Source organism: Kineococcus sp. TRM81007 (assembly GCF_022669155.1).
GTDB lineage: Bacteria > Actinomycetota > Actinomycetes > Actinomycetales > Kineococcaceae > Kineococcus.
Genome location: NZ_JALBVB010000034.1, coordinates 20,014 through 45,646, shown reverse-complemented (window position 1 = coordinate 45,646; position 25,633 = coordinate 20,014). Strand labels below are relative to the sequence as shown.

General features: G+C 74.5%; 25 protein-coding genes and 1 pseudogene. 14 read left to right on the top strand and 12 right to left on the bottom strand.

What is annotated here, in order from left to right; genetic code table 11:
* The first annotated feature begins 87 nt into the window (after window positions 1-87).
* The 3 genes from MN205_RS04000 (at window position 88) to MN205_RS03990 (ending at window position 2,186) form a co-directional block, all read left to right on the top strand.
* Window positions 88-279, top strand: a complete 192-nt coding sequence (locus MN205_RS04000) for a hypothetical protein (protein WP_374115838.1) — start codon at window positions 88-90, stop codon at window positions 277-279.
* The gene (locus MN205_RS03995) at window positions 276-1,355 is read left to right on the top strand and encodes an SURF1 family protein (RefSeq protein ID WP_242124518.1); all 1,080 of its coding nucleotides are present in this window, start codon (window positions 276-278) and stop codon (window positions 1,353-1,355) included. Before MN205_RS04000 ends, MN205_RS03995 begins: the two co-directional genes overlap by 4 nt.
* Before the next feature lie 78 nt (window positions 1,356-1,433).
* Window positions 1,434-2,186: an SDR family oxidoreductase gene (locus MN205_RS03990; RefSeq protein WP_242124517.1), complete on the top strand. Its 753-nt coding sequence runs from the start codon at window positions 1,434-1,436 to the stop codon at window positions 2,184-2,186.
* Between the two features lie 70 nt (window positions 2,187-2,256).
* Here MN205_RS03990 and MN205_RS03985 read toward each other — a convergent pair whose 3' ends face one another.
* Together MN205_RS03985 and MN205_RS03980 are read right to left on the bottom strand one after the other, a co-directional pair.
* The gene (locus tag MN205_RS03985; protein ID WP_242124802.1) at window positions 2,257-2,535 is read right to left on the bottom strand and encodes a helix-turn-helix domain-containing protein; all 279 of its coding nucleotides are present in this window, start codon (window positions 2,533-2,535) and stop codon (window positions 2,257-2,259) included.
* Between the two features lie 70 nt (window positions 2,536-2,605).
* Window positions 2,606-4,204 carry an ABC-F family ATP-binding cassette domain-containing protein gene (locus tag MN205_RS03980; protein ID WP_242124515.1) on the bottom strand — a complete coding sequence of 533 codons (1,599 nt, stop codon included), beginning with the start codon at window positions 4,202-4,204 and terminating at the stop codon, window positions 2,606-2,608.
* A 136-nt stretch (window positions 4,205-4,340) separates the two neighbouring features.
* Between MN205_RS03980 and MN205_RS03975 the strand changes: the two genes are divergently transcribed.
* The 3 genes and pseudogenes from MN205_RS03975 to MN205_RS22250 all read left to right on the top strand — a co-directional run.
* Complete coding sequence (locus tag MN205_RS03975; RefSeq protein WP_242124513.1) at window positions 4,341-4,982, top strand: biotin transporter BioY; 642 nt, start codon at window positions 4,341-4,343, stop codon at window positions 4,980-4,982.
* Window positions 4,983-5,028: 46 nt separating this feature from the next.
* Window positions 5,029-5,700, top strand: a complete 672-nt coding sequence (locus MN205_RS03970; RefSeq protein ID WP_242124511.1) for an energy-coupling factor ABC transporter ATP-binding protein — start codon at window positions 5,029-5,031, stop codon at window positions 5,698-5,700.
* Window positions 5,625-6,293: pseudogene (locus MN205_RS22250) on the top strand (CbiQ family ECF transporter T component); the annotation flags it as partial. The gene MN205_RS03970 and the pseudogene MN205_RS22250, both read left to right, overlap by 76 nt.
* Window positions 6,294-6,416: 123 nt before the next feature.
* On the opposite strand, the gene MN205_RS03960 reads toward MN205_RS22250, so the two are convergent.
* Genes MN205_RS03960 through MN205_RS03940 form a run of 5 tightly spaced genes read right to left on the bottom strand, consistent with a single transcriptional unit; the run spans window position 6,417 to window position 11,046 of the window.
* Window positions 6,417-6,800 carry a metal-sulfur cluster assembly factor gene (locus MN205_RS03960; RefSeq protein ID WP_374115831.1) on the bottom strand — a complete coding sequence of 128 codons (384 nt, stop codon included), beginning with the start codon at window positions 6,798-6,800 and terminating at the stop codon, window positions 6,417-6,419.
* Window positions 6,801-6,816: 16 nt separating this feature from the next.
* Entirely contained in the window at window positions 6,817-7,575 is a 759-nt protein-coding gene (gene sufC, locus MN205_RS03955) for a Fe-S cluster assembly ATPase SufC (protein ID WP_242124507.1), read from the bottom strand.
* Complete coding sequence (sufD, locus tag MN205_RS03950) at window positions 7,575-8,801, bottom strand: Fe-S cluster assembly protein SufD (RefSeq protein ID WP_242124505.1); 1,227 nt, start codon at window positions 8,799-8,801, stop codon at window positions 7,575-7,577. The genes sufC and sufD overlap by 1 nt, the downstream gene beginning before the upstream one ends.
* Window positions 8,801-10,249: a Fe-S cluster assembly protein SufB gene (gene sufB, locus MN205_RS03945; RefSeq protein WP_242124503.1), complete on the bottom strand. Its 1,449-nt coding sequence runs from the start codon at window positions 10,247-10,249 to the stop codon at window positions 8,801-8,803. Before sufB ends, sufD begins: the two co-directional genes overlap by 1 nt.
* Window positions 10,246-11,046, bottom strand: coding sequence for a helix-turn-helix transcriptional regulator (locus tag MN205_RS03940; protein WP_374115830.1), 801 nt, complete (start codon window positions 11,044-11,046; stop codon window positions 10,246-10,248). Before MN205_RS03940 ends, sufB begins: the two co-directional genes overlap by 4 nt.
* A 112-nt stretch (window positions 11,047-11,158) precedes the next feature.
* Here MN205_RS03940 and MN205_RS20235 point away from each other — a divergent pair, with 112 nt between their 5' ends.
* From MN205_RS20235 to MN205_RS03925, 3 genes are all read left to right on the top strand, one after another.
* Window positions 11,159-12,121, top strand: a complete 963-nt coding sequence (locus MN205_RS20235; protein WP_308220230.1) for an ABC transporter ATP-binding protein — start codon at window positions 11,159-11,161, stop codon at window positions 12,119-12,121.
* Between the two features lie 68 nt (window positions 12,122-12,189).
* Window positions 12,190-12,933 (top strand): ABC transporter permease, encoded by a 744-nt coding sequence (locus MN205_RS03930; protein WP_255817902.1) that lies wholly within the window; start codon window positions 12,190-12,192, stop codon window positions 12,931-12,933.
* 88 nt (window positions 12,934-13,021) lie between these two features.
* Window positions 13,022-13,915 carry a heme A synthase gene (locus MN205_RS03925; protein ID WP_374115837.1) on the top strand — a complete coding sequence of 298 codons (894 nt, stop codon included), beginning with the start codon at window positions 13,022-13,024 and terminating at the stop codon, window positions 13,913-13,915.
* Window positions 13,916-14,237: 322 nt separating this feature from the next.
* On the opposite strand, the gene MN205_RS03920 is transcribed toward MN205_RS03925, so the two are convergent.
* Window positions 14,238-15,260: a heme o synthase gene (locus tag MN205_RS03920; protein ID WP_242124495.1), complete on the bottom strand. Its 1,023-nt coding sequence runs from the start codon at window positions 15,258-15,260 to the stop codon at window positions 14,238-14,240.
* A gap of 386 nt (window positions 15,261-15,646) precedes the next feature.
* On the opposite strand from MN205_RS03920, the gene tkt reads away from it, so the two are divergent.
* From tkt to pgl, 5 genes are all read left to right on the top strand, one after another.
* Window positions 15,647-17,740: a transketolase gene (tkt, locus tag MN205_RS03915; protein ID WP_242124493.1), complete on the top strand. Its 2,094-nt coding sequence runs from the start codon at window positions 15,647-15,649 to the stop codon at window positions 17,738-17,740.
* Window positions 17,741-17,861: 121 nt separating this feature from the next.
* Complete coding sequence (gene tal / locus MN205_RS03910; protein ID WP_242124491.1) at window positions 17,862-18,983, top strand: transaldolase; 1,122 nt, start codon at window positions 17,862-17,864, stop codon at window positions 18,981-18,983.
* Window positions 18,980-20,515: a glucose-6-phosphate dehydrogenase gene (gene zwf / locus MN205_RS03905; protein WP_242124489.1), complete on the top strand. Its 1,536-nt coding sequence runs from the start codon at window positions 18,980-18,982 to the stop codon at window positions 20,513-20,515. Before tal ends, zwf begins: the two co-directional genes overlap by 4 nt.
* Before the next feature lie 61 nt (window positions 20,516-20,576).
* Entirely contained in the window at window positions 20,577-21,869 is a 1,293-nt protein-coding gene (gene opcA, locus MN205_RS03900) for a glucose-6-phosphate dehydrogenase assembly protein OpcA (protein ID WP_242124487.1), read from the top strand.
* Window positions 21,866-22,618, top strand: a complete 753-nt coding sequence (gene pgl / locus MN205_RS03895) for a 6-phosphogluconolactonase (protein ID WP_242124485.1) — start codon at window positions 21,866-21,868, stop codon at window positions 22,616-22,618. Before opcA ends, pgl begins: the two co-directional genes overlap by 4 nt.
* Before the next feature lie 105 nt (window positions 22,619-22,723).
* Here the strand turns inward: pgl and MN205_RS03890 are convergent, their stop codons facing one another.
* From MN205_RS03890 to pgk, 4 genes are all read right to left on the bottom strand, one after another.
* Window positions 22,724-23,074 (bottom strand): RNA polymerase-binding protein RbpA, encoded by a 351-nt coding sequence (locus tag MN205_RS03890; protein WP_242124483.1) that lies wholly within the window; start codon window positions 23,072-23,074, stop codon window positions 22,724-22,726.
* Window positions 23,075-23,157: 83 nt separating this feature from the next.
* Window positions 23,158-23,409: a preprotein translocase subunit SecG gene (secG, locus tag MN205_RS03885; protein ID WP_242124481.1), complete on the bottom strand. Its 252-nt coding sequence runs from the start codon at window positions 23,407-23,409 to the stop codon at window positions 23,158-23,160.
* A 121-nt stretch (window positions 23,410-23,530) separates the two neighbouring features.
* Window positions 23,531-24,316, bottom strand: a complete 786-nt coding sequence (gene tpiA / locus MN205_RS03880; protein ID WP_242124479.1) for a triose-phosphate isomerase — start codon at window positions 24,314-24,316, stop codon at window positions 23,531-23,533.
* Window positions 24,317-24,360: 44 nt separating this feature from the next.
* Entirely contained in the window at window positions 24,361-25,587 is a 1,227-nt protein-coding gene (gene pgk / locus MN205_RS03875) for a phosphoglycerate kinase (RefSeq protein ID WP_242124477.1), read from the bottom strand.
* Window positions 25,588-25,633: the final 46 nt, after the last annotated feature.

Here is a 25,633-nt window from a genome sequence, read left to right as displayed (position 1 = left end):
ACTGGCGCCGTGGACACTCCAGCCGTCCCGGCGGGACCGCACGCGCGCGGCACCGCCGGCGAACCGGGGCACGAGCCGCCGTCCGACCTGGTGTGCAGCGCCCGCGGCTGCACGTCGCCCGCGGACTTCGGCCTGCTGTGGAACAACCCCAGCCTGCACACGCCCGAGCGGCGCAAGACGTGGCTGGCGTGCGAGCAGCACCGCGAGCACCTGGCGCGGTTCCTCGGCGCCCGCGGCTTCCTGCGGGAGGTCGTCGGGGTCGACGCGCTGCCCTCGTGAGCGGCACCGCGCAGGCGGGCGGCGGCACGGCCGGGGACGCCGGCGGCACTCGTGCGACGGGCACCGGGGTGCGCGGCGTGCTGGGCCTGCTGCGCGAGCCCGGCTGGCGCCGCGGCCTGGCCCTGGCCGTCGTCGTCGCCGTGGCGTGCCTGCTGCTGGGCCAGTGGCAGTGGCACCGCCGCCAGGCCCGGCTGGCCGCCAACGCCCCGCTGGTGGAGAACTACGACGACGCGCCGGTGGCCCTGGACTCCGTCCTGCCCGCGGGAGGGACGCCGCTGGCAGCGCGGGACGCCTGGACACCGGTGCGCGTGACGGGGACCTACGACGCGTCCGCGAGCGTGCTGGCGCGCAACCGCCAGCACGGGCAGTCGGTGGGCTACGACGTGCTCGTGCCCCTGGTCCTGGACGACGGCACCGCGCTCCTGGTGGACCGCGGCTGGGTGCCGGCCGGCAGCAGCAGCCGAGCGCCGGACACCGTGCCGGCGCCACCGGGCGGGGAGGTGACGGTGACGGCGCACGTGCGCCCGTGGGAGCCCGCCCGCGACAGCACGGTGCCCGAGGGGCAGGTGGCCTCCATCGCCGCCGGTCCGGTGGCGCGCGCCGCCGACGCGGCCGGTGCACCCCCGCTGCGCGATGCCTACGCGGTGCTGGCCGAGGAGGAGCCCGCCCCGGCACAGGCCCCCGCCGCCCCGGAGCGCCCCGAGGTCGACGAGGGCCCGCACCTGGCGTACACGGTGCAGTGGTACGGCTTCGCCCTGACGGCCCTGGTCGTCTGGGTGATCGCCGGCCGCCGGGAGCTGCAGGCGCGCTCGGCGCCCGTGGACGTGCCGGCACCGGTGGGTGGCGGCGTGCCCGACGGTGGCGTGCCCGACGGCGCTGCCCCCGCCGGTGGCAGCCGCTCCGGCGCCGGCTCCCCCGGTGACGGCCTGTCGGCGGCGGCCGCCGCGCCCCGCCCGGCGGCGCTGCGACGGCACCCGGCGCGCGGTGCGCGACGGGTGCGGCCCGGCAGCGACGAGGAGGCCGAGGACCTCGCGATCGCCCGGGCGGGGGACGAAGCGGCGCGCCCGCCGCGCTGACCGGCCGCAGCACCACCCCACCGGACCACGGGGGTGATGCTGCGTGTCTCACCTGCCACTCTGCGCAACAATGCGTTCATGGACCTTGGCCTGACCGACCGCGTGTACATCGTCTCCGGCGCCTCGACCGGCCTGGGGCGCTCGTGCGCGCAGTTGCTGGCCGACGAGGGCGCCCTGCTGGTGCTGTCCGCCGCCGACCCCGAGGAGCTGGCCGCGGCCGCGGGGACCATCGGCTCACCGGAGCGGATGCTGCTGGTGCCCGGAGACATCTCCGAGCCCGGCACCGAGACGCGCCTGGTCGCGGCCGCCAACGCCCGCTTCGGGCGACTGGACGGTGCGGTCGTCTCCTGCGGTGCCGCACCGACGTCCTCCGTCCTGGAGGCCACCGACGCCTCCTGGCGCGAGGCGTTCGAGACGAGCGTGCTGGGCCCGTTGCGCCTGGCGCGCTCCGTCGCCAAGGCCGCCACGGGCGAGGGTGCGTCGCTGGTGATGCTGCTGACGAGCACCGTGCGCAGCCCCGACAAGGAGGCCGGGGTCGGCAACGGCCTGCGGCCCGGGCTGGCCATGGCCGCCAAGGCGCTGGCCGACGAGCTGGGTCCGCGCGGCATCCGCATCAACAACGTGCTCGTCGGGCGCGTCGAGACCGACCCGCCGCTGGAGTTCGAGGAGCCCGTCGTCCTGGACGGGGACGGCCTGGAGTCCATCCCGCTGCGCCGGGCGGGGCAGCCGGACGAGTTCGCCCGAGCGGCGGTGTTCCTGCTCTCGCCGGCGGCGTCCTACGTCAGCGGGGCGTCGCTGACCGTGGACGGGGGTGCCGACCGCTCGCTCTGAGCGGCCGACACACCCGCCCGCGGCCCCCTCACCAGGCCCTCCCCCGGGCTCGTCGCCCGGGGGAGCCGCCTCAGCTGGCTCGCTGCTCCGGCTGGGGCTGCTCCTTGGAACGCCCCCGGGTGGCTCCGCCCCTGCTGCGCAGCGACACGTCGCTCTCGCTCAGCAGCCGGTGGACGAAGCCGTACGAGCGGCCGGCTTCCTCCGCCAGCGCCCGGATGCTCTTGCCTTCCGCGTAGCCCTTCGACAGCTCCTCGGCGAGCTGCGCACGTTCCGCTCCGCTCAACCGGGATCCCCGCTTGACCGCCTCGGTCACACCGACCTCCTCCACGTCGTCGCCGACGCCCACCATGGTCACCACCCGCGGCGGGATCGGCCACTCGAACGCGTCGAACCGGTGCCGGCAGCCGGGCGGGAAGGGCTCAGGCCAGCGAGATCAGCTCCGCGTAGGAGGCGTTCCACAGGTCCTCCACGCCGTCGGGCAGCAGCACCACCCGCTCCGGGTCCAGGGCCTCCACCGCCCCCTCGTCGTGGGTGACGAGCACCACGGCGCCCTCGTAGTGCCGCAGCGCGTCGAGGATCTCCGCGCGGCTGGCGGGGTCGAGGTTGTTGGTCGGCTCGTCCAGCAGCAGCACGTTGGCGCTGGAGACGACGAGCGTGGCCAGCGCCAGGCGCGTCTTCTCCCCGCCGGAGAGCACCCCCGCCGGCTTGCCGACGTCGTCGCCGGAGAAGAGGAACGACCCCAGCACCGTGCGCACCCGGGTGTCGTCCAGGTCGGGGGCGGCCGAGCGCATGTTCTCCAGCACCGTCCGCTCGGTGTCGAGCGTCTCGTGCTCCTGCGCGTAGTAGCCGATCTTCAGGCCGTGACCGGGCACGATGCGCCCGGAGTCGGGCCGCTCCACCCCGCCGAGCATGCGCAGCAGCGTCGTCTTGCCGGCGCCGTTCAGGCCCAGGACGACCACGCGGCTGCCCCGGTCGATCGCCAGGTCGACGGAGGTGAAGATCTCCAGCGACCCGTACGACTTCGACAGCCCCTCGGCCATCAGCGGGGTCTTGCCGCAGGGGGCCGGCTGCGGGAAGCGCAGCTTGGCCACCTTGTCCTGGACGCGCACCTCCTCCAGCCCGCCCAGCAGCCGCTCGGCCCGCTTGGCCATGTTCTGCGCCGCGACCGCCTTGGTGGCCTTCGCGCGCATCTTGTCGGCCTGGGCCAGCAGCGTGCCCGCCTTCTTCTCGGCGTTGGCGCGCTCGCGGCGCCGGCGCTGCTCGTCGGTGTCGCGCTGCTTGAGGTAGTTCTTCCACCCGACGTTGTAGACGTCGATCGTGGCGCGGTTGGCGTCCAGGTGGAACACCCGGTTGACGACGACCTCCAGCAGCTCCACGTCGTGGCTGATGACGATGAGGCCGCCGGCGTAGCTGCGCAGGTGCTCGCGCAGCCAGGCGATGGAGTCCGCGTCCAGGTGGTTGGTCGGCTCGTCCAGCAGCAGCGTCTCGCTGGCGGAGAAGAGGATGCGCGCCAGCTCCACGCGGCGGCGCTGACCGCCGGAGAGCGTCTTCAGCGGCTGCGTCAGGACCCGCTCGGGCAGGTTGAGGTTCGCGCAGATGCGCGCCGCCTCGCTCTCGGCGGTGTAGCCGCCCATGGCGACGAAGCGGGCGTCGAGCTTGGTGTAGCGGTCCATCGCGCGGTCGCGGACCTTCGCGTCGTCGCTGGCCATCTCCTGCTCCGCGCGGCGCAGCCGGGCGACGACGTCGTCCAGGCCGCGCGCGGACAGGATGCGGTCGCGCGCGAGCATCTCCGGGTCACCGGCGCGGGGGTCCTGCGGCAGGTACCCGATCTCCCCGGAGCGGGTCACCGCGCCCGCGGCCGGCTGCCCCTCCCCGGCCAGGACCTTCGTCAGGGTGGTCTTGCCGGCGCCGTTGCGCCCGACCAGGCCGATGCGGTCGCCGGGGGCGACGCGGAAGGTGACCGACTCCATGAGGAGCCGGGCTCCGGCACGCAGTTCGAGGTCGGTGGCGACGATCACGGAGGGCAGCTCTCAGCGCAGGAGGAGTCGAGGGGACGCGCCCATCCTAGGGCGTGCGGGCGCCCACCCCCTCCCGGTCGGCGACCCGATCGGTGAGCGCCCCCTGCGCTCGGGTCCGGTCCGCTACCGTCCTGGCGTGCCCTCGCCCCTGCACCGCTCACCCCTGCGCCGCTCGTCGCTGCGCACCACCGCGGCTCCCGCCACCGACGGCGTCCGCCGTCCCGCCGGGCGCACCGGCGACCTGGCCCTCGTGGCGGTCTTCGCCGCCCTGGTCGCCGCCCTGGCGCTGATGCCGGCGTTGCCCACCGGGCCGGTGGGGGTGCCGATCACCCTGCAGACGCTGGGGCTCATGCTGTGCGGGGCGGTGCTGGGCCCGTGGCGCGGTGCGCTGGCGGCGCTGGTGTACCTGCTGATGGGGCTGGCCGGGCTGCCGGTGTTCGCCGGCGGCGCCGCGGGCCTGGCGGTGCTGGCGGGCCCCAGCGCGGGCTTCCTGCTCGCCTACCCCGCCGGCGCGCTCGTCACCGGCGCCCTGGCGCGCGCCGGCGCGCGGCGCGGCGCGGCGGGGCTGGGCTGCGCGGCCGGCTGCCTGCTGGGCGGCATCGCCGTGGTCCACGCCGGAGGCGTCCCCGGCATGGCGCTGGCCGGTGGGCTGAGCCTGACCGAGGCCGCGTGGGCGTCGCTGCGCTACGTGCCCGGCGACCTGGTCAAGCTCGTCGTGGCCGTCGTGGTGGCCGCCGCGGTGCACCGCGCCTCGCCGCGGCTGCTGCTGGGTCGCTGAGCGCGGCGCGGGGCCGCGCCGGGCTGCCCGTGGCGGGCGGGGTGCGGTGATCCGCCTCGTGCGGGCGGAGGTGCGCGCCGGCGAACGGACGGTGCTGCACCCGCTGAGCGTGGAGCTCGCCGAGCCGTCGGTGGCGCTGGTGGGGCCCAACGGCTCCGGCAAGTCCACCCTGCTGCGGCTGCTCAACGGCCTGGTGCTGCCCTCCGCGGGCACCGTGGAGGTGGACGGCCTGCAGCCCGAGCACGCCCTGGCGGCGGTGCGGCGCCGGGTGGGGTTCGTCTTCCCCGACCCGGACGCGCAGGTCGTCATGCCCACGCCCCTGGAGGACGTGGTGCTCTCGCTGCGACGGGCCGGCGTGCCCCGCCGCGAGCGCGAGGCCCGCGCGCGCCGGCTGCTGGCCGAGCAGGGCCTGGCCGAGGGCGCCGACGCGGAGGTGCGTCGGCTGTCCTCCGGGCAGCGGCAGCTCCTGGCCCTGACGGCGGTGCTGGCCACCGAGCCGTCGGTGCTGGCCTGCGACGAGCCCACCACCCTGCTGGACCTGCGCAACGCCCGCCGGGTGGCCGAAGTGCTGCTGGGCTCGAGCGCGCAGCTGGTCGTGGCCACCCACGACCTGGACCTGGCCGCACGCACCCGGCGGGCGCTGTGGCTGGACGGCGGGCGCCTGGTCGCCGACGGCCCGGCCGCGGACGTGGTGGCCGCCTACCGGGTGGGCGCGTGAGGTGGCGCCGCCCGCGCCGGCGCGGGCTTCCGGTGGACCCGCCGCTGCTGGGGCGGCTGCAGCCGGGCACCTCCTGGCTGCACCGGGCACCGGCAGGCCTCAAGCTGACCGCCCTGGCCGTCGTCGGGCTGGGCACGGGCCTGGCGCGGTGGCTGCTGCCGCCGGTGCCGGCGGCCGTGGCGCTGGTGGCACTGGGCACGGCCGTCGCGGCCGTCGCGCTGAGCGCGGGGCTGGCGGTGCGCTACCTGGCCGGTCAGGTGCGCTCGCTGGCGTGGGTGCTGGTGGCGCTGGGTGCCTTCCAGCTGTGGGCGCAGGGCCCCGCCCGGGCCGGCGCGGTGCTGGCCGGGCTGCTGGCGTGCCTGTGGGCGGCCGGCGCGGTGAGCGCCACCACCCCGGTGCCGGTGCTGCTGGACGCGATCGCCGCGGCGGCGCGGCCGCTGCGGCGGGTGGGGGTGCACCCCGAGCAGGTGGCGCTGACGTTCACGGTGGCGGTGGCCGCCGTCCCGGTGGTGGCCGGGCTGCTGACCCGGGCCCGCGAGGCGGCCGCCGCCCGCGGGGTCCAGCGCAGCCCGGGGGCGGTGCTGGTGCCGGTGGTGGTGCGCACCGTCGCGCACGCGGAGGCGGTCGCGGAGGCTCTGGCCGCGCGGGGGCTGGAGCACGGCGAGGACGACCCGGACCGCGCCCCCGGTCGAGGGTGCTGCGGGTCGGGCGCCGGATCAGACGTTGAAGCCGAGCGCGCGCAGCTGCTCGCGCCCGTCGTCGGTGATCTTCTCCGGACCCCACGGCGGCATCCACACCCAGTTGATGCGGTGGCCGGCGACCACGTCGGTCAGCGTCTGCTGGACCTGGTCCTCGATGACGTCGGTCAGCGGGCAGGCCGCGCTGGTGAGCGTCATGTCGATGGTCGCCACGTTGTCCTCGGAGACCGTCAGCCCGTAGATCAGGCCGAGGTCGACGACGTTGATGCCCAGCTCGGGGTCGACGACGTCCTTGAGGGCCTCCTCGACCTCCTCCACGGGGGCCGGGGCCGGGCCCGCCGCCGCGGGGGCGGCGGGCTGCTCGACGGGCTGCTCGGTGCTCCGGGTGGTGGTGTCGCTCACGACGACCTCCAGGGTCTCAGGCGCGGGTGAGGAAGCGGTCGTAACCGGTCTCCTCGAGGGAGTCGGCGAGCTCCGGGCCGCCCTGCTCGGCGACGCGGCCCTCGACGAAGACGTGGACGAACTGCGGCTTGATGTAGCGCAGGATCCGCGTGTAGTGCGTGATCAGCAGCACGCCGGGGCCGGTGCTCGCCAGGGCGCGGTTGACGCCCTCGGAGACGACCTTCAGCGCGTCGACGTCGAGGCCGGAGTCGGTCTCGTCGAGGATCGCGAACTTCGGCTTGAGGAGCTCCATCTGCAGGATCTCGTGGCGCTTCTTCTCGCCGCCGGAGAAGTGCTCGTTGACGTTGCGCTCGGCGAAGGTGGAGTCCATCTTCAGGTCGTCCATGGCCTGCTTGACGTCCTTGACCCAGGTGCGCAGCTTCGGCGCCTCGCCGTCGATGGCGGTCTTGGCGGTGCGCAGGAAGTTCGACACCGTCACGCCCGGCACCTCGACGGGGTACTGCATGGCGAGGAACAGCCCGGCGCGGGCGCGCTCGTCGACGCTCATCGCCAGGACGTCCTCGCCGTCCAGCGTCACCGTGCCGCCGGTGACGGTGTACTTGGGGTGGCCGGCGATGGAGTAGGCCAGGGTGGACTTGCCGGACCCGTTCGGGCCCATGACCGCGTGCACCTCGCCCGACTTCAGGGTGAGGTCGACACCGCGGAGGATCTCCTTGGTGCCGCCGTCGGCCTCGTCGACCGTGACGTGCAGGTCGCGGATCTCCAGCGTGGGCATCAGTTCTCCTCGGTGCTGCTCGCGCCGGCCAGGGCGGTGGCGGCGAGCTCGGTCTCGATCGTGGTCATGAGGCGCTCGGAGATCTCCGGCACGCCGATGCGCTCGACGATGCCGGCGAAGAAGCCGCGCACCACCAGCCGGCGGGCCTCGTCCTCGGGGATGCCGCGCGCCTGCAGGTAGAACAGCTGCTCGTCGTCGAAGCGGCCGGTCGCCGAGGCGTGACCCGCCCCGACGATCTCGCCGGTCTCGATCTCCAGGTTCGGCACCGAGTCGGCGCGCGCACCGTCGGTGAGGACGAGGTTGCGGTTGAGCTCGTAGGTCTCGGTGGCCTCGGCGGCGGCGCGGATGAGGACGTCGCCGATCCACACCGCGTGCGCGTCGTCACCCTGCAGGGCGCCCTTGTACTCGACGTAGCTCTTGCAGTTCGTGGCCTCGTGGTCCACGAACAGGCGGTGCTCCAGGTGCTGTCCGGCGTCGGCGAAGTACACGCCCAGGGCCTGCGCGTCGCCGCCGGGCGCGGCGTAGCGCACGTTGGTGGACACCCGCACCGCCTTGCCGCCGAGGCTGACGGCGATGTGCCGCACGCGGGCGTCGCGCCCGACCAGGACGTCGTGCTGACCGACGTGCACGGCGTCGGCGTCCCACTCCTGCAGGGTCACCACCGTCAGGTCGGCCCCGTCGCCGGCGCGCACCTCCACGCCACCGCGGTGAGCGCCGGAGCCGGTGTGCGCGAGGACGACGAGCGCCTTGGCGTGGTGCCCGGCCTCGACGACCAGGTGCCCGGAGGTGGTGCTGCCGGCGGTGCCGCGCACCGTCACGACCACGGGGGCGTCCAGCTCGGCCTCGGCCGGGACGGAGACCAGGTGCGCCTCGGTGGTGGTGGCCCACCCGGCGGCCGCGGCCCGATCGCCGGGGGTGAACGCCGTGCCGGCGCCCACCTCCTGCAGCGTGCCGGTGCGGTGCACCACCGCGTCGGGCGCGGTGACCTCCACCCGGGCGGAGCCCGCCGGGCCGGCCTCGAACAGGGGGGCGAACTCGCGCAGCGGCGAGAACTTCCACTCCTCCTCGCGGCCGGTGGGCACCGTGAAGTCGGCGACGTCGAAGGACGTCACGCGCTCGGCGCGGCTGGCGTCGGGCACGGTGCCGGCGCCGTGGCTGTGCGCCCGGGCGGTGTTGGCGGGCGAGCCCGCCGCCGGGTCGGTGGTCGTCTCGTCGACGGCGGTCATCAGCCGACGGCCCCTTCCATCTGCAGCTCGATCAGGCGGTTCAGTTCCAGCGCGTACTCCATGGGCAGCTCGCGCGCGACGGGCTCGATGAAACCACGGACGATCATGGCCATCGCCTCGTCCTCGGCCATGCCGCGGCTCATGAGGTAGAAGAGCTGGTCGTCGCTCACCTTGGAGACGGTCGCCTCGTGCCCCATGACGACGTCGTCCTCGCGGATGTCGTTGTAGGGGTAGGTGTCCGAGCGGGAGATCGTGTCCACCAGCAGGGCGTCGCAACGCACCGTGGAGGCCGAGTGGTGCGCACCCTCCAGGACCTGGATCAGGCCGCGGTAGGACGTCCGGCCGCCGCCACGGGCGATCGACTTGGACACGATCGAGCTCGCGGTGTGCGGCGCGGCGTGCACCATCTTGGCGCCGGCGTCCTGGTGCTGGCCCTCACCGGCCATCGCGATCGACAGGGTCTCGCCCTTGGCGTGCTCGCCCATGAGGTAGATCGCCGGGTACTTCATCGTCACCTTGGAGCCGATGTTGCCGTCGATCCACTCCATGGTGGCGCCCTCGGCGGCCGTGGCGCGCTTGGTCACCAGGTTGTAGACGTTGTTCGACCAGTTCTGGATGGTCGTGTACCGCACGCGGGCGTTCTTCTTCACGACGATCTCCACGACCGCGGAGTGCAGCGAGTCGCTCTGGTAGATCGGCGCGGTGCAGCCCTCGACGTAGTGCACGTAGGAGCCCTCGTCGGCGATGATCAGCGTCCGCTCGAACTGGCCCATGTTCTCGGTGTTGATCCGGAAGTAGGCCTGCAGCGGGATGTCGACGTGGACGCCCGGCGGCACGTAGATGAAGGAGCCGCCCGACCACACCGCGGTGTTCAGCGAGGCGAACTTGTTGTCGCCGACCGGGATGACGGTGCCGAAGTACTCCTTGAAGAGCTCCTCGTGCTCGCGCAGGCCGGTGTCGGTGTCGACGAAGATGACACCCTTCTCCTCCAGGTCCTCGCGGATCTGGTGGTAGACGACCTCGGACTCGTACTGGGCCGCGACACCGGCGATGAGCCGCTGCTTCTCGGCCTCGGGGATGCCGAGGCGGTCGTAGGTGTTCTTGATGTCCTCGGGCAGCTCGTCCCAGCTGGTGGCCTGCTTCTCCGTGGAGCGCACGAAGTACTTGATGTTGTCGAAGTCGATGCCGGTGAGGTCCGAGCCCCAGTTCGGCATGGGCTTGCGGTCGAACATCCTCAGCGCCTTCAGGCGCAGCGCGAGCATCCACTCGGGCTCGTCCTTCTTCGAGGAGATGTCGCGCACGACCTCCTCGGACAGCCCGCGGCGGGCGGTCGCGCCCGCGCTGTCGGAGTCGGCCCAGCCGTAGCGGTACTTGCCCAGGCCCTCCAGCTCGGGGGGTCCTGCCAGCTCCTGCGTGGTGTCGGACACGGTGTCGGTCACGGTCGTCATCCTTCCGTCGGCGTCCGGTTCCCCGCAGCGGGGGCGGCGAGGCGGTTCTGGGGTTCGTGCGGCCGCGGGACCGGGCCGTCACCCGGTTCGTGCGGCACGTAGGTGGTGCACACGTGGTCGCCGTGCGCGAGCGTGGCCAGGCGCTGCACCCGGGTGCCCAGCACGCGCTCGAAGGCGCGCCGCTCGGCCTCGCACAGCTCGGGGAACGCCTCGGCGACCCGGCGCACGGGGCAGTGCCCCTGGCACAACTGCGTCCCCTCGGCCGGTGTTCCGCGGCCGACGGGACGGGCGGAGGCGGAGTGGCCCTGCGCGGCCAGGGCCGCGGCGAGGGCGCGCACCCGCTCCGGCACGGGGGCGACGGGGTCGACGGAGGCGGCCAGCCGCTCACCCAGCGCCGCGAAGCGCTGCTCGGCGAAGCCGGTGACCGCGTCCGGGCCCTGGACCGCGGCGAGGTGGGTCAGCGCGGCCACCGCCAGCTCGTCGTAGCCGGAGGTCATCGCGTCGTGGCCGGCGCTGGAGACGACGAACTCGCGGGCGGGGCGCCCGCGGCCCCGCCGGCGGCCGGGGGCGGGCTCGCGCGCCTCCAGGACGCCCTCGGCCACCATCGCGTCCAGGTGCCGGCGCACGGCGGCGCCGGTCAGCCCCAGCAGCTCGGCGATGCGGGCGGCGCTGACGGGGCCGAGCTCGGCCGCGGCGGCGTGCACCCGGGTGCGCGTGCGCAGCTCCGCGGCGTTCGGCTCACCCCCGGCGAGATCGCCCCGGGGTGAGGTGACCCTCACCAATTCCACAACGTCCATGTTAGCTAATTCGCCCCCGCTGTCGGAACCGGGGGTCCCCCGGCGACGGGGTGAGGCGGGACACAGCCGCGGCGGACCGCGGCTACTACCGCGACTCGTAGACTCGTGCCCCGTGGCCGCCGCCTCCCCCCTACCCCCCGCCCCCGCGCCGGGCGACGCCGCGGACCCCGCGGTCGAGGCGCACGGGCTGCGCAAGAGCTACGGCGGCACCACCGTCCTGGACGGGCTCAGCTTCACCGCCCGCCGCGGGCGCGTCACCGCCCTGCTCGGCCCCAACGGCGCCGGCAAGACGACCACCGTGGCCTGCTGCGAGGGGCTGCGCCGGGTCGACTCCGGCACCCTGCGCGTGCTCGGGCGGGACCCCGCCACCGACGGCGCCTCCCTGCGCCCGCGCGTCGGCGTGGTCCTGCAGGACGGCGGCCTGCCCACCGGAGTCGGCGCGCTGGAGGTGCTGCGCCACGTCGCCGGCCTGCACAGCGACCCGCTGCCCGTGGGGCCGCTCGCCGAGCGCCTCGGGCTGACGTCCTTCGCCCGCACCCGCGTGCGGCGCCTGTCCGGCGGCCAGCGCCAGCGCCTCGCCCTCGCCTGCGCCCTCGTGGGGCGCCCGGAGCTGCTCTTCCTCGACGAGCCCAGCGCCGGGCTCGACCCGCAGGCGCGCCTGGCGGTCTGGGACGTGGTGCGCGAGGCGCGCGACGCCGGCGTCGCGGTGCTGCTGACCACCCACCTGATGGAGGAGGCCGAGCGGTTGGCCGACGAGGTGGTCGTCGTCGACCACGGGCGCGTCGTGGCCGCCGGCTCCCCCGCCGACCTCACCCGCGGCACCGCCGCCCTGACGTTCACCGCACCCACCGGGCTGCCCACCGCCTCCCTGACGTCCGCCCTGCCCGCCGGGGCGGTGGTGACCGAGACCGAGCCGGGCCGCTACGCCGTCACCGGCGTGCCCGCCGACCCGCGCACCGCCGCCACCGTCTCCTCCTGGTGCGCCACCCACGACGTGCTCCCCCAGGGCCTGGGGGCCGCTCGCCGTACCCTCGAGGACGTGTTCCTCGACCTCACCGGCCGGACCCTGCGGTGAACGGCGCGCGCGTGGCCGCCTCACCCGGGTCCGGAGCACCGTCCGACGCCGGCGCTCCCCGGCCCGCGCTGGACCTGGCCCCCCGCGGGACCGCCGCCCCGTTCCTGCGGCGCACCCTGCGCCAGGCGGGCCTGGAGACCCGCGTGGCCCTGCGCAACGGCGAGCAGCTGCTGCTCACCCTGGTGCTGCCGGTGATCGTCCTGGTGGCCGCCGCGCGCACCACCTCCGTCGACCTGGGCGAGGGCGACCGGCCGTCCCTCGCGCTGGCCGGGGTGCTGGCCGTCGCCGTCGTCTCCACCGCCTTCACCGGCCAGGCCATCGCCACCGGCTTCGACCGCCGCAACGGCGTGCTGCGCCTGCTGGCGACCAGCCCGCTCGGCCGCACGGGCCTGCTGGCCGGCAAGGCCGGGGCCGTCGCCGCGCTCGTGGGCGTGCAGGTCGTCGTGCTGTGCGCCGTCGCCGTCGCCTGCGGCTGGCAGCCGGACCCGCTCGGCCTGCTCGCGGCGCTGCCGGCCCTCGTGCTCGGCTGCGCCGCCTTCACGGCGCTCGCGCTGCTGCTGGCGGGCACCGTGCGCGCCGAGGCCACCCTGGCCGCCGCCAACTTCGTGTGGGTGCTGCTGCTGGCCGGGGGCGGCCTGGTGCTGCCCTCACCGGTGCCGGCGCTCACGTCCGCGCTGCCGTCCGGCGCCCTGGGCACCGCCCTGCGCAGCGCCCTCACCGAGCACGCCGTGGCCGTCGGCCCGCTGCTCGTCCTCCTCGCGTGGGCGGTCGCCGCCGCCGCCGCGTCCGCCCGATGGTTCTCCTGGGAGTAGTGAGCACGACGTGGGACTGACCTCCGCCCCCGCGGGCGCAGAGACCCGCACCGGCGCGCGCGCCGGTGCGCTCGGCACCTGGGGCGCCCTGGTGCTGCTGCTGAACGTGCTCGGGGAGTGCCTCATCGTCGTCACCGGCGGCGTGGTGCGCCTGACCGGTTCCGGCCTGGGCTGCCCCACCTGGCCCGAGTGCGTGCCCGGCTCCTACACCCCGGTGGTGGTGCAGGAGGAGGGCTTCCACAAGTGGATCGAGTTCGGCAACCGCACCCTCACCGGCCTGGTCGGCCTGCTGGCGCTCGCCTGCCTGGTGGTGGTGTGGCGCAACCGGCGCCGCGACCTCCTGCCGTACGTGGGGCTGCTGATCTTCGGGATCCTCGCGCAGGCCGTCATCGGCGGCATCACCGTGCACACGGACCTGCACCCCGGGTTCGTCATGACCCACTTCCTCGTCTCGACGCTGCTCGTGACGGCCTCCACCGTGCTGTGGCGCCGGGGGCTGGAGCCGCCGGGACCCCGGCAGCCCGTCGTGCGCCGGGAGGTCCGCGGGGCCGCGTGGCTGTCCGCCGCCGTGCTGTACGCGGTGATCGTCGTCGGCACCGTCGTCACCGGCTCCGGCCCGCACTCCGGCGACGCCGACGAGCCCGCCCGCTTCGGCCTGGACCCGCAGTCCGTCAGCTGGCTGCACGCCGACCTCGTCATGGCCTACACCGGCCTGCTGGTGGGCGTCGTCGTCGCCCTGCGCGCCACGGGCGCCCCCGCACCCGCCCGCCGCGCCTCCGTGCACCTGCTCCTCGTGACGCTCGCCCAGGCCACCGTCGGCTACGTGCAGTACTTCACCGACCTGCCGTGGGTCCTCGTCGCCGTCCACATGGCCGGTGCCTGCGCCCTGCTGGTCTTCCAGGTCCGACTGCTGTGCGCCCTCACCGCCCCCCGCGAGGCCCTCTCCCCCGCCGCCCCGGCCCCCGCGGTCGCCACCGCCTGACCCGGGTCTCGTCACCGCGGTCGCCTTCGCAGCCGGGTGGGGGGCAGGTCCGCTCGTCGAGCTCTCCGCCCGCTGCTCCCCCGCACCGGCTCACCGGTACGGACGGGGCGGGCTCCGGACGCCCGTCGAGCGGACCTGCTCACCACCCTCCGACCGCACCGGGCCGCCCGGTCACCCCTCGTCCTCGCGCCTCCGGTGGTGCCGGAACGGCTCGGGGCTCCCGGTTCGACGAGGTCACGGGAGTGCGCCGAGCCACGCGCGGACGAGACGCGAAGAGCCCCCGCCGACCGGGAGGTCGACGGGGGCTCGGAGCCGAACGGCCTCAGAAGGGCCAGGCGATCCGCACGAACGGGTCCACCGCCACGGCGATCGACAGCAGCGTCAGGTACGTGATGGAGCCGTGGAAGACGCCCATGGGGCTGATGCGCTTGAGCTGCTCGACGGTGCCGGCGTCGCGCCCGCCCGTCTCGCGCTCGAACCGGCGGGCGCGGGCGTGCAGCGCCAGGGTCTGGGCGAGGAAGCCCGCGCCGAGCAGGAGCGCGGCGACGCCGTAGACGAGGCCCGCCCCGCCGACGGGGACCAGCAGCAGCGAGCACACCACCATCGCCACGGTGTAGGCGATGATCTGGCGCGAGACGGTGGTGGGGCGGGCGACGACGGGCAGCATGGGCACGCCCGCGTTGGCGTAGTCCTCGCGGTAGCGCACGGACAGCGGCCAGTAGTGCGGCGGGGTCCACAGGAAGATCACGCCGAAGAGCACGAACGGCGCCCAGTCGAGGCGGCCGGTCACGGCCGTCCAGCCGATGAGCACCTGCATGCAGCCGGCCACGCCGCCCCAGACGATGTTCTGGGAGGTGCGCCGCTTCAGCAGCAGCGTGTAGCCCAGGATGTACAGCGCGATGGCCGTGACGGCGAGGACCGCCGAGAGCACGTTGACGAACGCGACGAACAGCGCCACGGACACCAGCCCGAGGACGGCGGCGAACACGAGCGCCTGGCGCGGGGTGACCTCGCCGGTGACCAGGGGCCGCTTCGCGGTGCGCTTCATCAGCGCGTCGATGTCGCGGTCGAAGTAGCAGTTCAGCGTGTTGGCGCAGCCGGCGGCGAAGGCGCCTCCGACGAACGTCGCCAGCACCAGGCCCAGCGGCGGCAGCCCGCCGGCCGCGAAGACCATGACGGGGATCGTCGTGATGAGCAGCAGCTCGATGATGCGCGGCTTCGTCAGGGCGAGGTAGGCCGCGGCGCGCGGGAACCGGCTGGGTCCCCGGGGAGCCCCGCGCCGGCGTCCCACGAGGGGCCGCGAGTGCGCAGGGGCGTCGGAGGGACGCGGGTCGACGACAGTCACAGGATCCTCTGGGCGAGGCGGCAGCGGGCAGAGCCGATGCTACGCCTCTATTACGTCGTGTCGTTGTCCGGGGCGCGTCGTGGCGGGGAGAAGCCCGGGGACCGGCCGTGAGCTGCGCCACGCTCCCCTGCGAGTAGGCTCGCTGTGCAGTGATCCGCCGACCCGCCCGTCGTCGCCCCGCGCGACGGCCCACGGCCGGCACCACTGACGACGACCGCGGGCGGCCCGGGTCCCGTCGCAGCCCCCGGGCAGCGGCGCCGTGCCGCACCGGGGACCGGTGACGGCGCCGGGGACGAACGAGACGCAGACAGAGAGCGGACCACGGCCGGTTCCCCCACCGCCCCGGCGGCGCTGGACGGTCGGCTGGTTCGCACGGGAGGAGACACGTGAGCCAGCAGAGCCTCGAGTGGAGCGATCTCGATCGCAAGGCGGTCGACACCGTCCGCGTCCTGGCGATGGACGCCGTGCAGCGCGCGGGCAACGGGCACCCCGGCACGGCGATGAGCCTGGCCCCCGTCGCCTACACGCTGTTCCAGAAGCTCCTGCAGCACGACCCCGCCGCCCCGGACTGGACGGGGCGCGACCGCTTCGTCCTGTCCTGCGGGCACTCCAGCCTCACCCTCTACATCCAGCTGTACCTGGCCGGCTACGGCCTGGAGCTGGACGACCTGAAGGCGCTGCGCAAGTGGGGCAGCAAGACGCCGGGGCACCCCGAGCACGGCCACACCGCGGGCGTGGAGATGACGACCGGCCCGCTGGGCCAGGGCATCTCCTCCGCCGTCGGCATGGCCATGGCGGCCCGCCGCGAGCGCGGCCTGCTCGACCCGGACGCCCCGGCGGGCACCAGCCCGTTCGACCACTCCATCTACGTGCTGGCCTCGGACGGGGACATCCAGGAGGGCGTGGCGGCGGAGGCCTCGGCCATCGCCGGGGTGCAGGAGCTGGGCAACCTCATCGCGATCTACGACGCGAACCACATCTCGATCGAGGACGACACCGCGATCTCGCTGGCCGAGGACACCGGCAAGCGCTACGAGGCGTACGGCTGGCACGTGCAGACCCTCGACTGGACCAACGGCGGCGAGGGCCCCTACACGGAGGACGTGCAGGGCCTGTGGGACGCGCTGCAGGCGGCGAAGGCGGAGACCACCAAGCCGTCGATGATCGTCCTGCGCACGACGATCGCCTACCCCGCGCCGAACCTGCAGAACACCGGCAAGTCGCACGGCTCCGCCCTGGGCGAGGACGAGGTCAAGGCCACCAAGGCGGTCCTCGGCTTCGACCCCGACCAGACCTTCGAGGTGCCCGAGGACGTCCTCGCGCACACCCGCGCCGCCCGCGAGCGCGGCAAGGCGCTGCGCGAGCAGTGGCAGGGCCGGCTGGACGCGTGGCGCGAGGGCGCCGGTGAGCGCGCCGGGCTGCTCGACCGCATGAGCACCCGCACGCTGCCGGACGGCTGGCAGGACGCGCTGCCCGTGTTCGAGCCGGGCAAGGCCATCGCCACCCGCAAGGCCTCCGGCGAGGTCCTCAACGCGCTGGCCCCGGTGCTGCCGGAGCTGTGGGGCGGCTCGGCCGACCTGGCGGAGTCGAACCTGACGAGCATGAAGGGCGAGCCGTCCTTCCTGCCCGCCAGCCGCACGACGAAGACGTGGGACGGCAACCCGTACGGGCGCACCCTGCACTTCGGCATCCGCGAGCACGCGATGGGCGCGATCCTCAACGGCATCGCCCTGCACGGCGGCACCCGCCCCTACGGCGGCACCTTCCTGGTGTTCAGCGACTACATGCGCCCCTCGGTGCGCCTGGCGGCGATCATGAAGCTGCCGGTGACGTACGTGTGGACGCACGACTCCATCGGCCTGGGCGAGGACGGCCCCACGCACCAGCCGATCGAGCACCTGGCGGCGCTGCGCGCCATCCCGGGTCTGGACGTGGTCCGCCCGGCAGACGCCAACGAGACCGCGTGGGCGTGGCGCACGGTCCTGGAGAACACCGACCGCCCGGCGGGCCTGGCGCTGTCGCGCCAGAACCTGCCGACCTTCGACCGCTCCCAGCCCGGCTGGGGCGCGGCCGAGGGCGTCGCCAAGGGCGGGTACGTCCTGGTGGAGGCCTCCGCGGCGACCCCGCAGGTGATCCTCATGGGCACCGGCTCCGAGGTGCAGATCGCCGTGGCCGCCCGCGAGAAGCTCGAGGAGGCCGGCATCCCGACCCGCGTGGTCTCGATGCCGTGCCGCGAGTGGTTCGACGAGCAGCCGCAGTCGTACCGCGACACCGTGCTGCTGCCCCAGGTGAAGGCGCGCGTGTCGGTCGAGGCCGCCATCGCGCAGGGGTGGCACGAGCTGGTCGGCGACGCCGGCCGCGTGGTGGGCATCGAGCACTTCGGCGCCTCGGCGGACTACCAGGACCTGTACCGGGAGTTCGGCCTGACGGACGAGGTGGTCGTGACGGCCGCCAAGGAGAGCCTGGCCGGCCTGCAGTGACACCCCGCCCCGCGGGGNCGGCGGCCCCGCGGGGCACCGGCGTCCCGCCACCGCGCGGGGACGCCAGCAGCGAGGGCGCCGTCCCGGCGCCCGCGGCGGACGAACGGAACGGAGAGATCCCGTGAGCAACAACCTCGAGACCCTGCGCCAGCACGGCGTGTCGGTGTGGCTGGACGACCTGTCGCGCGAGCTGACCGGTTCCGGCGAGCTGCAGCGGCTCGTCGAGGCCGGCGTGCTGGGCGTGACGTCCAACCCGACGATCTTCGCCACGGCGCTGGCCAAGGGCGACGCCTACACCGAGCAGGTCAAGGAGCTCGTGGCCTCCGGCGCCGACACCGAGGAGGCGGTCTTCCAGATCACCACCGAGGACGTGCGTCGCGCCTGCGACATCCTGCGCCCGGTGTACGACCGCACCGACGGCCTCGACGGTCGCGTGTCCCTCGAGGTGGACCCGCGCATGGCCCACGACACCGCGGCGACCGAGGCGTCGGCCCGGAAGCTGTGGGCCGCGGTGGACCGCCCCAACCTCTACATCAAGATCCCGGCGACGGTCGAGGGCCTGGCGGCGATCAGCACCGCCATCAGCGAGGGCATCAGCGTCAACGTCACGCTGATCTTCTCGCTGGACCGCTACCGCGCCGTCATGCAGGCGTTCCTGACCGGCCTGGAGCAGGCGCAGCAGAAGGGCCTGGACGTCTCGAAGATCGAGTCGGTCGCTTCCTTCTTCGTCTCGCGCGTGGACAGCGAGGTCGACAAGCGCCTGGACGCCGTCGGCACCGACGAGGCGAAGGCGCTGCGTTCCAAGGCCGGTCTGGCCAACGCCCGCCTGGCGTACCAGGCCTACGAGGAGGTCTTCGCCACCCCGCGCTGGCAGGTGCTGAAGGAGGCCGGCGCCAAGGCGCAGCGGCCGCTGTGGGCCTCCACGGGCGTGAAGGACCCGAACCTGCCGGACACCCTGTACGTGACCGAGCTGGTGGCGCCGAACACGGTCAACACCATGCCGGGCAAGACGCTGGACGCCACGATCGACCACGCCGAGGTCACCGGCGACACGATCCGCGGCTCCTACGGCGAGTCGCAGGCCGTGCTCGACGACCTGGAGCGCCTGGGCGTGTCCTACACCGAGGTGGTGGACCTGCTCGAGCGCGAGGGCGTGGACAAGTTCGAGAAGAGCTGGAACGAGCTGCTGCAGACGGTCACCGACGAGCTCGACCGCGTGAAGACCCAGGTCGAGGGCAAGTGAGCCCCACCCCGGCGGGCACGAACCCGCTGCGCGACCCCCGCGACCGCCGCCTGCCGCGGATCGCGGGGCCGTGCGGGATGGTGATGTTCGGCGTCACCGGCGACCTGGCCCGCAAGAAGCTGATGCCGGCGATCTACGACCTCGCCAACCGGGGACTGCTCCCGCCGGGGTTCGCCCTCACCGGGTTCGCCCGCCGCGACTGGGTCGACCAGGACTTCGGCAAGATCGTGTACGACTCGGTGCGCCAGCACGCGCGCACGCCCTTCCGCGAGTCGGTGTGGGCGCAGCTGGCCGAGGGCTTCCGGTTCGTGCCCGGCGAGTTCGACGACGACGAGGCCTTCGACCAGCTGGCCGCGACGGTGGCGGACCTGGACCGCGTGCGCGGAACCGGCGGCAACCACGCGTTCTACATGTCGATCCCGCCGCGGTTCTTCCCGGTGGTCGCCAAGCAGCTGGCGCGCAGCGGCCTGAGCGCCCAGCACGGCGACCAGTGGCGCCGGGTGGTCATCGAGAAGCCGTTCGGGCACGACCTGAAGTCGGCCCGCGAGCTGAACACCGTCGTCGAGGACGTCTTCCCCGCCGACTCGGTGTTCCGCATCGACCACTACCTGGGCAAGGAGACGGTCCAGAACCTCCTCGCCCTGCGGTTCGCCAACCAGATGTTCGAGCCGCTGTGGAACGCCAACCACGTCGACCACGTGCAGATCACGATGGCCGAGGACATCGGCATCGGCGGCCGCGCCGGCTACTACGACGGCATCGGCGCGGCCCGGGACGTCATCCAGAACCACCTGCTGCAGCTGCTGGCGCTGACGGCGATGGAGGAACCGGTCTCCTTCGACGCCGCCGACCTGCGCGCGGAGAAGGCGAAGGTCCTCTCGGCCGTCCGGCCGGCGAAGGACCTGGCCCGCTCCACCGCCCGCGGCCAGTACTCCGCCGGCTGGCAGGGCTCCGAGCACGTCAAGGGGTACCTGGACGAGGAGGGCATCCCCGCGGACTCCACGACCGAGACGTTCGCCGCGATCGAGCTGGAGATCGACACCCGCCGCTGGGCGGGCGTGCCGTTCTACCTGCGCGCCGGCAAGCGCCTGGGCCGGCGGGTCACGGAGATCGCGGTCGTCTTCAAGCGGGCTCCCCACCTGCCGTTCGAGCACACGGCCACGGAGGAGCTGGGGCAGAACGCCCTGGTGATCCGGGTGCAGCCCGACGAGGGCGTGACCCTGCGGTTCGGCTCCAAGGTGCCGGGCACCGCGATGGAGGTCCGCGACGTCACGATGGACTTCGGGTACGGCCACGCCTTCACCGAGTCCAGCCCCGAGGCGTACGAGCGGCTCATCCTCGACGTGCTGCTCGGCGACCCGCCGCTGTTCCCCCGGCACGAGGAGGTCGAGCTGTCCTGGAGGATCCTCGACCCGATCATCGAGTTCTGGGCCCGCAACGGCGCGCCCGAGCCGTACGCGTCCGGCACGTGGGGGCCGGCCTCGGCCACGGCCATGCTCGAGCGCACCGGCCGCTCGTGGCGGCGGCCGTGACGCGCGCCGCCCGCACGGCGGACCCCACGACCGGACAGCACCTCGACGGGGAGCGGACGAAGTGATCATCGACCTGCCCAGCACGTCCACCAGCGCCATCAACAAGGCCCTGGTCGACCTGCGCGACTCCGGGGGCGCGGTCGCGCTCGGCCGGGTGCTCACGCTCGTCGTCGTCACCGACGACGCGCACGCCGAGGACGCGATCGCCGCGGCCAACGAGGCGAGCCGCGAGCACCCGTGCCGGGTGCTGGTGCTGGCCCGCGGCAACAAGCGCGGGACGGCCCGCCTGGACGCCCAGATCCGGGTGGGCGGCGACGCCGGGGCCAGCGAGGTCGTGGTGCTGCGCGCGTACGGCCCGCTGGTCGACCACGGGCAGACCACGGTGGTGTCCCTGCTGCTGCCGGACGCGCCGATCGTGGCGTGGTGGCCGGGAGCGGCGCCGGACGACCTGGCGAACGACCCCATCGGGCGGATCGCGCAGCGGCGGATCACCGACTCCGCCGAGGTCCGCGACCCGCGCAAGGCGCTGGAGCAGCGCCGCGCCACGTACCGCGCCGGGGACACCGACCTGGCGTGGACGCGCCTGACCAACTGGCGGGCGCTGCTGGCCGCGGCGCTGGACCAGCCGCCGTTCGAGCGGGTCACGTCCGTCACCGTGGCCGGGGCGCCGGACAGCCCGAGCACCGAACTGCTGGCGGCCTGGCTGGCCGTGAAGCTGAAGGCGCCGGTGCTGCGGGCACGCACGAAGAAGGGCACCGGGGTGCAGAGCGTTCGCCTGGAGCGCGCCTCCGGCGCCGTGGAGCTGGTGCGGCCCGACCAGAACGTGGCGACGCTGACGCAGCCGGGGCAGCCGGACCGGCGCATGGCGCTGGCCCGCCGGCTCGTCAAGGACTGCCTGTCGGAGGAGCTCCGCCGTCTGGACCCGGACGAGGTCTACGGCGAGGTGCTGCGCGAGGGGCTGCCGAAGGTCGGCTCCAAGGTCGTCACGGTGCGCGCTGCGCAGGCGCAGGGCCGGCTGCGTCCGCCGGCGGAGACGGCGCGCGAGCAGGCCGCTGCGGAGGTGGAGTCGGCGCGCGTGTCCCGGGCGATGAAGCGGGCCCGCCCCACCGAGCCCACGCAGCGCGTCGGCGGCACCGCGGTGCCGAACGACGAGCACTCCGAGAACGCCTCGGACCGCGGCACCGCACCGGCCGAGAAGGTCGCGGCGGCGAAGCGGACGGCGAGCGCCGGCCGGGGTGCGGCCGCGAAGAGGACCAGCGCGGCGAAACCCGCGGCGGCGAAGAAGGCAGCACCCGCGAAGCGGGCCGCGTCCGGCGGTACCGCCGGGCGCACGAACCGGAGGACGTCGGCGTGAGCGCGCACCCCCTGGTCGTCGTCCACCCCACGCCCGAGGTGCTGGCGCACGCCGCGGCCGGCCGGCTGCTGGCGGCCGTCACCGATGCGCTCGCCCAGCGGGGGGTCGCGCACGTGTCGCTCACCGGCGGGACGATCGGCGGCAAGACCCTCGAGGCCGTCGCCGCCTCCCCCGCCCGCGACGCCGTGGACTGGCGGCGGGTGCACCTGTGGTGGAGCGACGAGCGTTTCCTGCCCGCCGGTGACCCGGACCGCAACGCCACCCAGGCTCGCCGCGCCCTGCTGGACGCGCTGGACCTGGACGCGGCGACGGTGCACGAACCGCCCGCCTCGGACGGGCCGGACGGGGACGACCCGGACGCGGCGGCCGCCCGGTACGCCGCGGAGCTGGCGGCCGCGGCGGGCGGTGCGGAGGTGCCCGCGTTCGACGTGCTGCTGCTGGGGATGGGACCGGACGGGCACGTCGCCTCCCTGTTCCCGCACCACCCCGGCCTGGCGCGGGACGAGTCCAGCGTCATCGGGGTCCGTGAGTCGCCCAAGCCGCCGCCGGTGCGCCTGTCGTTCACCTTCGGTGCGCTGGCGCGTGCCCGGCAGGTGTGGGTGATCGCCTCCGGCACGGAGAAGGCGGGCGCCGTGGCGCGCGGTGTGGCCGGGGGGGACGTGAGCGCCACCCCCGCGGCCGGGGTGCGCGGCAGCGAGTCGACGCTGTGGCTGGTGGACGCCGCGGCCGCTGCGGAACTGCCCGGCTGACCGCTGACTCGCCACCACCACGCGTGAAGGCCCCGACCGGGAACGGTCGGGGCCTTCACGCGTGCGGAGCAGACCTGCGAGCAGGGACCCCGGTGAGCTGCCGGGTCAGCGGATCAGGCCGCGGGCTCGCAGCCCTTCCAGCGCCTCGTTGAGGATCGCCTCGCCGTCGGCGTCACTGCGCCGCTCCTTCACGTACGCGAGGTGCGTCTTGTAGGGCTCGTTCCTCGGCGGAGCCGGCGGGTTGGCCCGGTCGGTGCCGGCCGGGAAGCCGCAGCGCGGGCAGTCCCACGTCTCCGGCGGCTCGACACCGGACTCCTCGGCGAAGCTGGGCTTCGTCTCGTGCCCGTTCGCGCACCAGTAGGAGATGCGGATGCGCGGAGCGGTGTCCCCGCGCTCGGCCTCCCCCATGGGGCCGGCGCCGACCCTGCTGCCCCGGATGGCGTTGCCACCTGCCACGTTGAACGTCTCCCCTCGTCCGCTGCTCGCGGTGTGGTGCTGGTCGTGCTGGGTGCTGGTCGCTCAGACCGCGTACCGGTCGCTCAGAAGTCGTCGGTGAACCTCTGCACCAGGCCGAGCAGCACGATGGAGGTGAACCAGAGCAGAGCCACCCCGACCGTGAAGCGGTTGAGGTTGCGCTCGGCCATGCTCGACCCCGACAGGCTGGTGGTGACGCCGCCGCCGAACATGTCCGACAGCCCACCGCCCTTGCCCTTGTGCATGAGGATCAGCAGCGTCAGGAACAGGCTGGACAGCGCCAGCAGGACCTGCAGCACGGTGCGGAGGACGGTCACGCGGATCCTTCGTCTCGAGGCCGCCCGCGCTGCGGGCCGACCGGGTCGGTGCGGGACCAGGGTAGGCCATCGGCGGAGCGTCCCGGGGGACGCGGTGCCGGTGGCGCGCTGCGGGGAGTGCTCAGGCGGGGTGGTCGCGGTAGCGGACGATGGCGGCGAAGTCGCCGGCGTCGGTGCTGGCACCGCCCACGAGGGCGCCGTCCACGTCCGACTGCCGCATGATCGCGGCGATGCTGGCCGGCTTGACGCTGCCGCCGTAGAGGATGCGCACGGCCTGCGCGGTGTCGGCGTCGAACTGCCCGGCGACCGCGGCGCGCACCGCCTCGCACACCTCCTGGGCGTCCTCGGGGGTGGCGACCTCGCCGGTGCCGATGGCCCACACCGGCTCGTAGGCCAGGACCAGCCCGGCGACCTGCGCGGCGCTCAGGCCCTCCAGGGCGGTGGTGACCTGCCCGACGGTGAAGGCCACGTGCTCGCCCGCCTTGCGCACGTCCAGCGCCTCGCCCACGCAGACGATCGGGGTCAGGCCGTGCTCGAGCGCCTTGGCGGTCTTCGCGCGCACGGTGGCGTCGTCCTCGCCGTGGTACTGGCGGCGCTCGGAGTGGCCCACCGCGACGTACGTGACACCCAGCTTGGCCAGCTGCGCGGCGGACACCTCGCCGGTGTACGCACCGGACTCGTGCGCGGACACGTCCTGGGCGCCCAGCTTGATCGGGAGCTGGTCGCCGTCGATCAGGGTCTGGATCGTGCGCAGGGACGTGTGCGAGGGCAGCACGGCGACCTCGACGGCCGCGTGGTCGTGCTTGGCGTCCTTCAGGGTCCAGTCCAGCTTCTGCACCAGCAGGGTGCCCTGCTGGTGGTCCAGGACCATCTTCCAGTTCCCGGCGATCAGGGGGGTGCGGGCCACGTGGGGTCCTCCTCGGGTGGGGGTCGGTCGGCGGTGCGGGCCGGTCAGCCGAGCACGTCGAGGCCGGGCAGCTGCTTGCCCTCGAGGTACTCCAGGCTGGCGCCGCCGCCGGTGGAGATGTGGCCGAACTGGGAGTCGGCGAAGCCGAGTGTGCGCACGGCCGCGGCCGAGTCGCCGCCCCCGACGACGCTGAACGCCTCCGAGTCGGCCAGGGCCTGGGCGACGGCGCGCGTGCCGCCGGCGTACGGCTCCATCTCGAACACGCCCATCGGCCCGTTCCAGAAGACCGTGCGCGCGTCGGCGAGCTTCGCCGTGAAGGTCTCCGCGGAGTTCGGGCCGATGTCCAGGCCGAGCCGGTCGGCGGGGATGGCCTCGACGGGCACGACGTCGTGCTCGGCGTCCGCGGCGAACGCGGCGGCCGCCACGACGTCCGTGGGCAGCACCAGCTCCACGCCCTTCTCGGCGGCGGTGCGCACGTAACCGCGGACCGTCTCCAGCTGGTCCTCCTCCAGCAGGGACTTCCCCACCTCGTGTCCGGCGGCCTTCAGGAAGGTGAACACCATCCCGCCGCCGACGAGGACGCGGTCGCCGGAGGTCAGCAGCGAACCGAGCAGGTTGTCGATGACGCCGAGCTTGTCGGAGACCTTCGAACCGCCCAGCACCACGGCGTAGGGGCGCTCGGGCGAGGCGGTCAGCCGGCGCAGCACCTCCACCTCGGCGGCGACCAGGCCGCCGGCGGCGTGCGGCAGGCGCTGCGCGACGTCGTAGACGCTGGCGTGCTTGCGGTGCACGGCGCCGAAGCCGTCGGAGACGTAGCCGTCGGCCAGCGCGGCCAGCGCGTCGGCGAACCCGCCGCGCTCGGCGTCGTCCTTGCTGGTCTCCGCGGCGTTGAACCGGACGTTCTCCAGCAGCACCAGGGAACCGTCGGCGAGCGCCTCGACGGCCGCGGTGGCCTCGTCGCCGACGGTGACGGGGCAGAAGGAGACGTCCACGCCCTCGAGCAGCTCGGCCAGGCGGGCGTGCACCGGCGCCAGGGAGTACTTCGCCTCGGGAGCACCCTTCGGGCGGCCCAGGTGGGCGGTGACGACGACGCGGGCGCCGGCGTCCAGCAGGCGGCGCAGCGTGGGCACCGAGGCGCGCACGCGCCCGTCGTCGGTGATGCGCGGCGCGTCGCCGGAGTGGTCCAGGGGGACGTTGAGGTCGCTGCGCACGAGGACCCGCTTGCCGCGCAGGCCGCCGAGCTGCTGCTCGAGGTCGTCGATGGTCTTCACGGTTCCTCCGGTGGGGCGTCGGGCGCGGTGGCGGGAGCGGGCTGGG

Excerpts from the sequence above, each read along its gene's own strand:
- sufC (WP_242124507.1), bottom strand. The coding sequence starts at position 7,575 with ATGCCCACGCTGGAGATCCGCGACCTGCACGTCACGGTCGACGAGGCC.
- sufD (WP_242124505.1), bottom strand. The coding sequence starts at position 8,801 with ATGACCGCCGTCGACGAGACGACCACCGACCCGGCGGCGGGCTCGCCC.
- MN205_RS03940 (WP_374115830.1), bottom strand. The coding sequence starts at position 11,046 with ATGGACGTTGTGGAATTGGTGAGGGTCACCTCACCCCGGGGCGATCTC.
- MN205_RS03985 (WP_242124802.1), bottom strand. The coding sequence starts at position 2,535 with ATGGTGGGCGTCGGCGACGACGTGGAGGAGGTCGGTGTGACCGAGGCG.
- MN205_RS03990 (WP_242124517.1), top strand. The coding sequence starts at position 1,434 with ATGGACCTTGGCCTGACCGACCGCGTGTACATCGTCTCCGGCGCCTCG.
- sufB (WP_242124503.1), bottom strand. The coding sequence starts at position 10,249 with ATGACGACCGTGACCGACACCGTGTCCGACACCACGCAGGAGCTGGCA.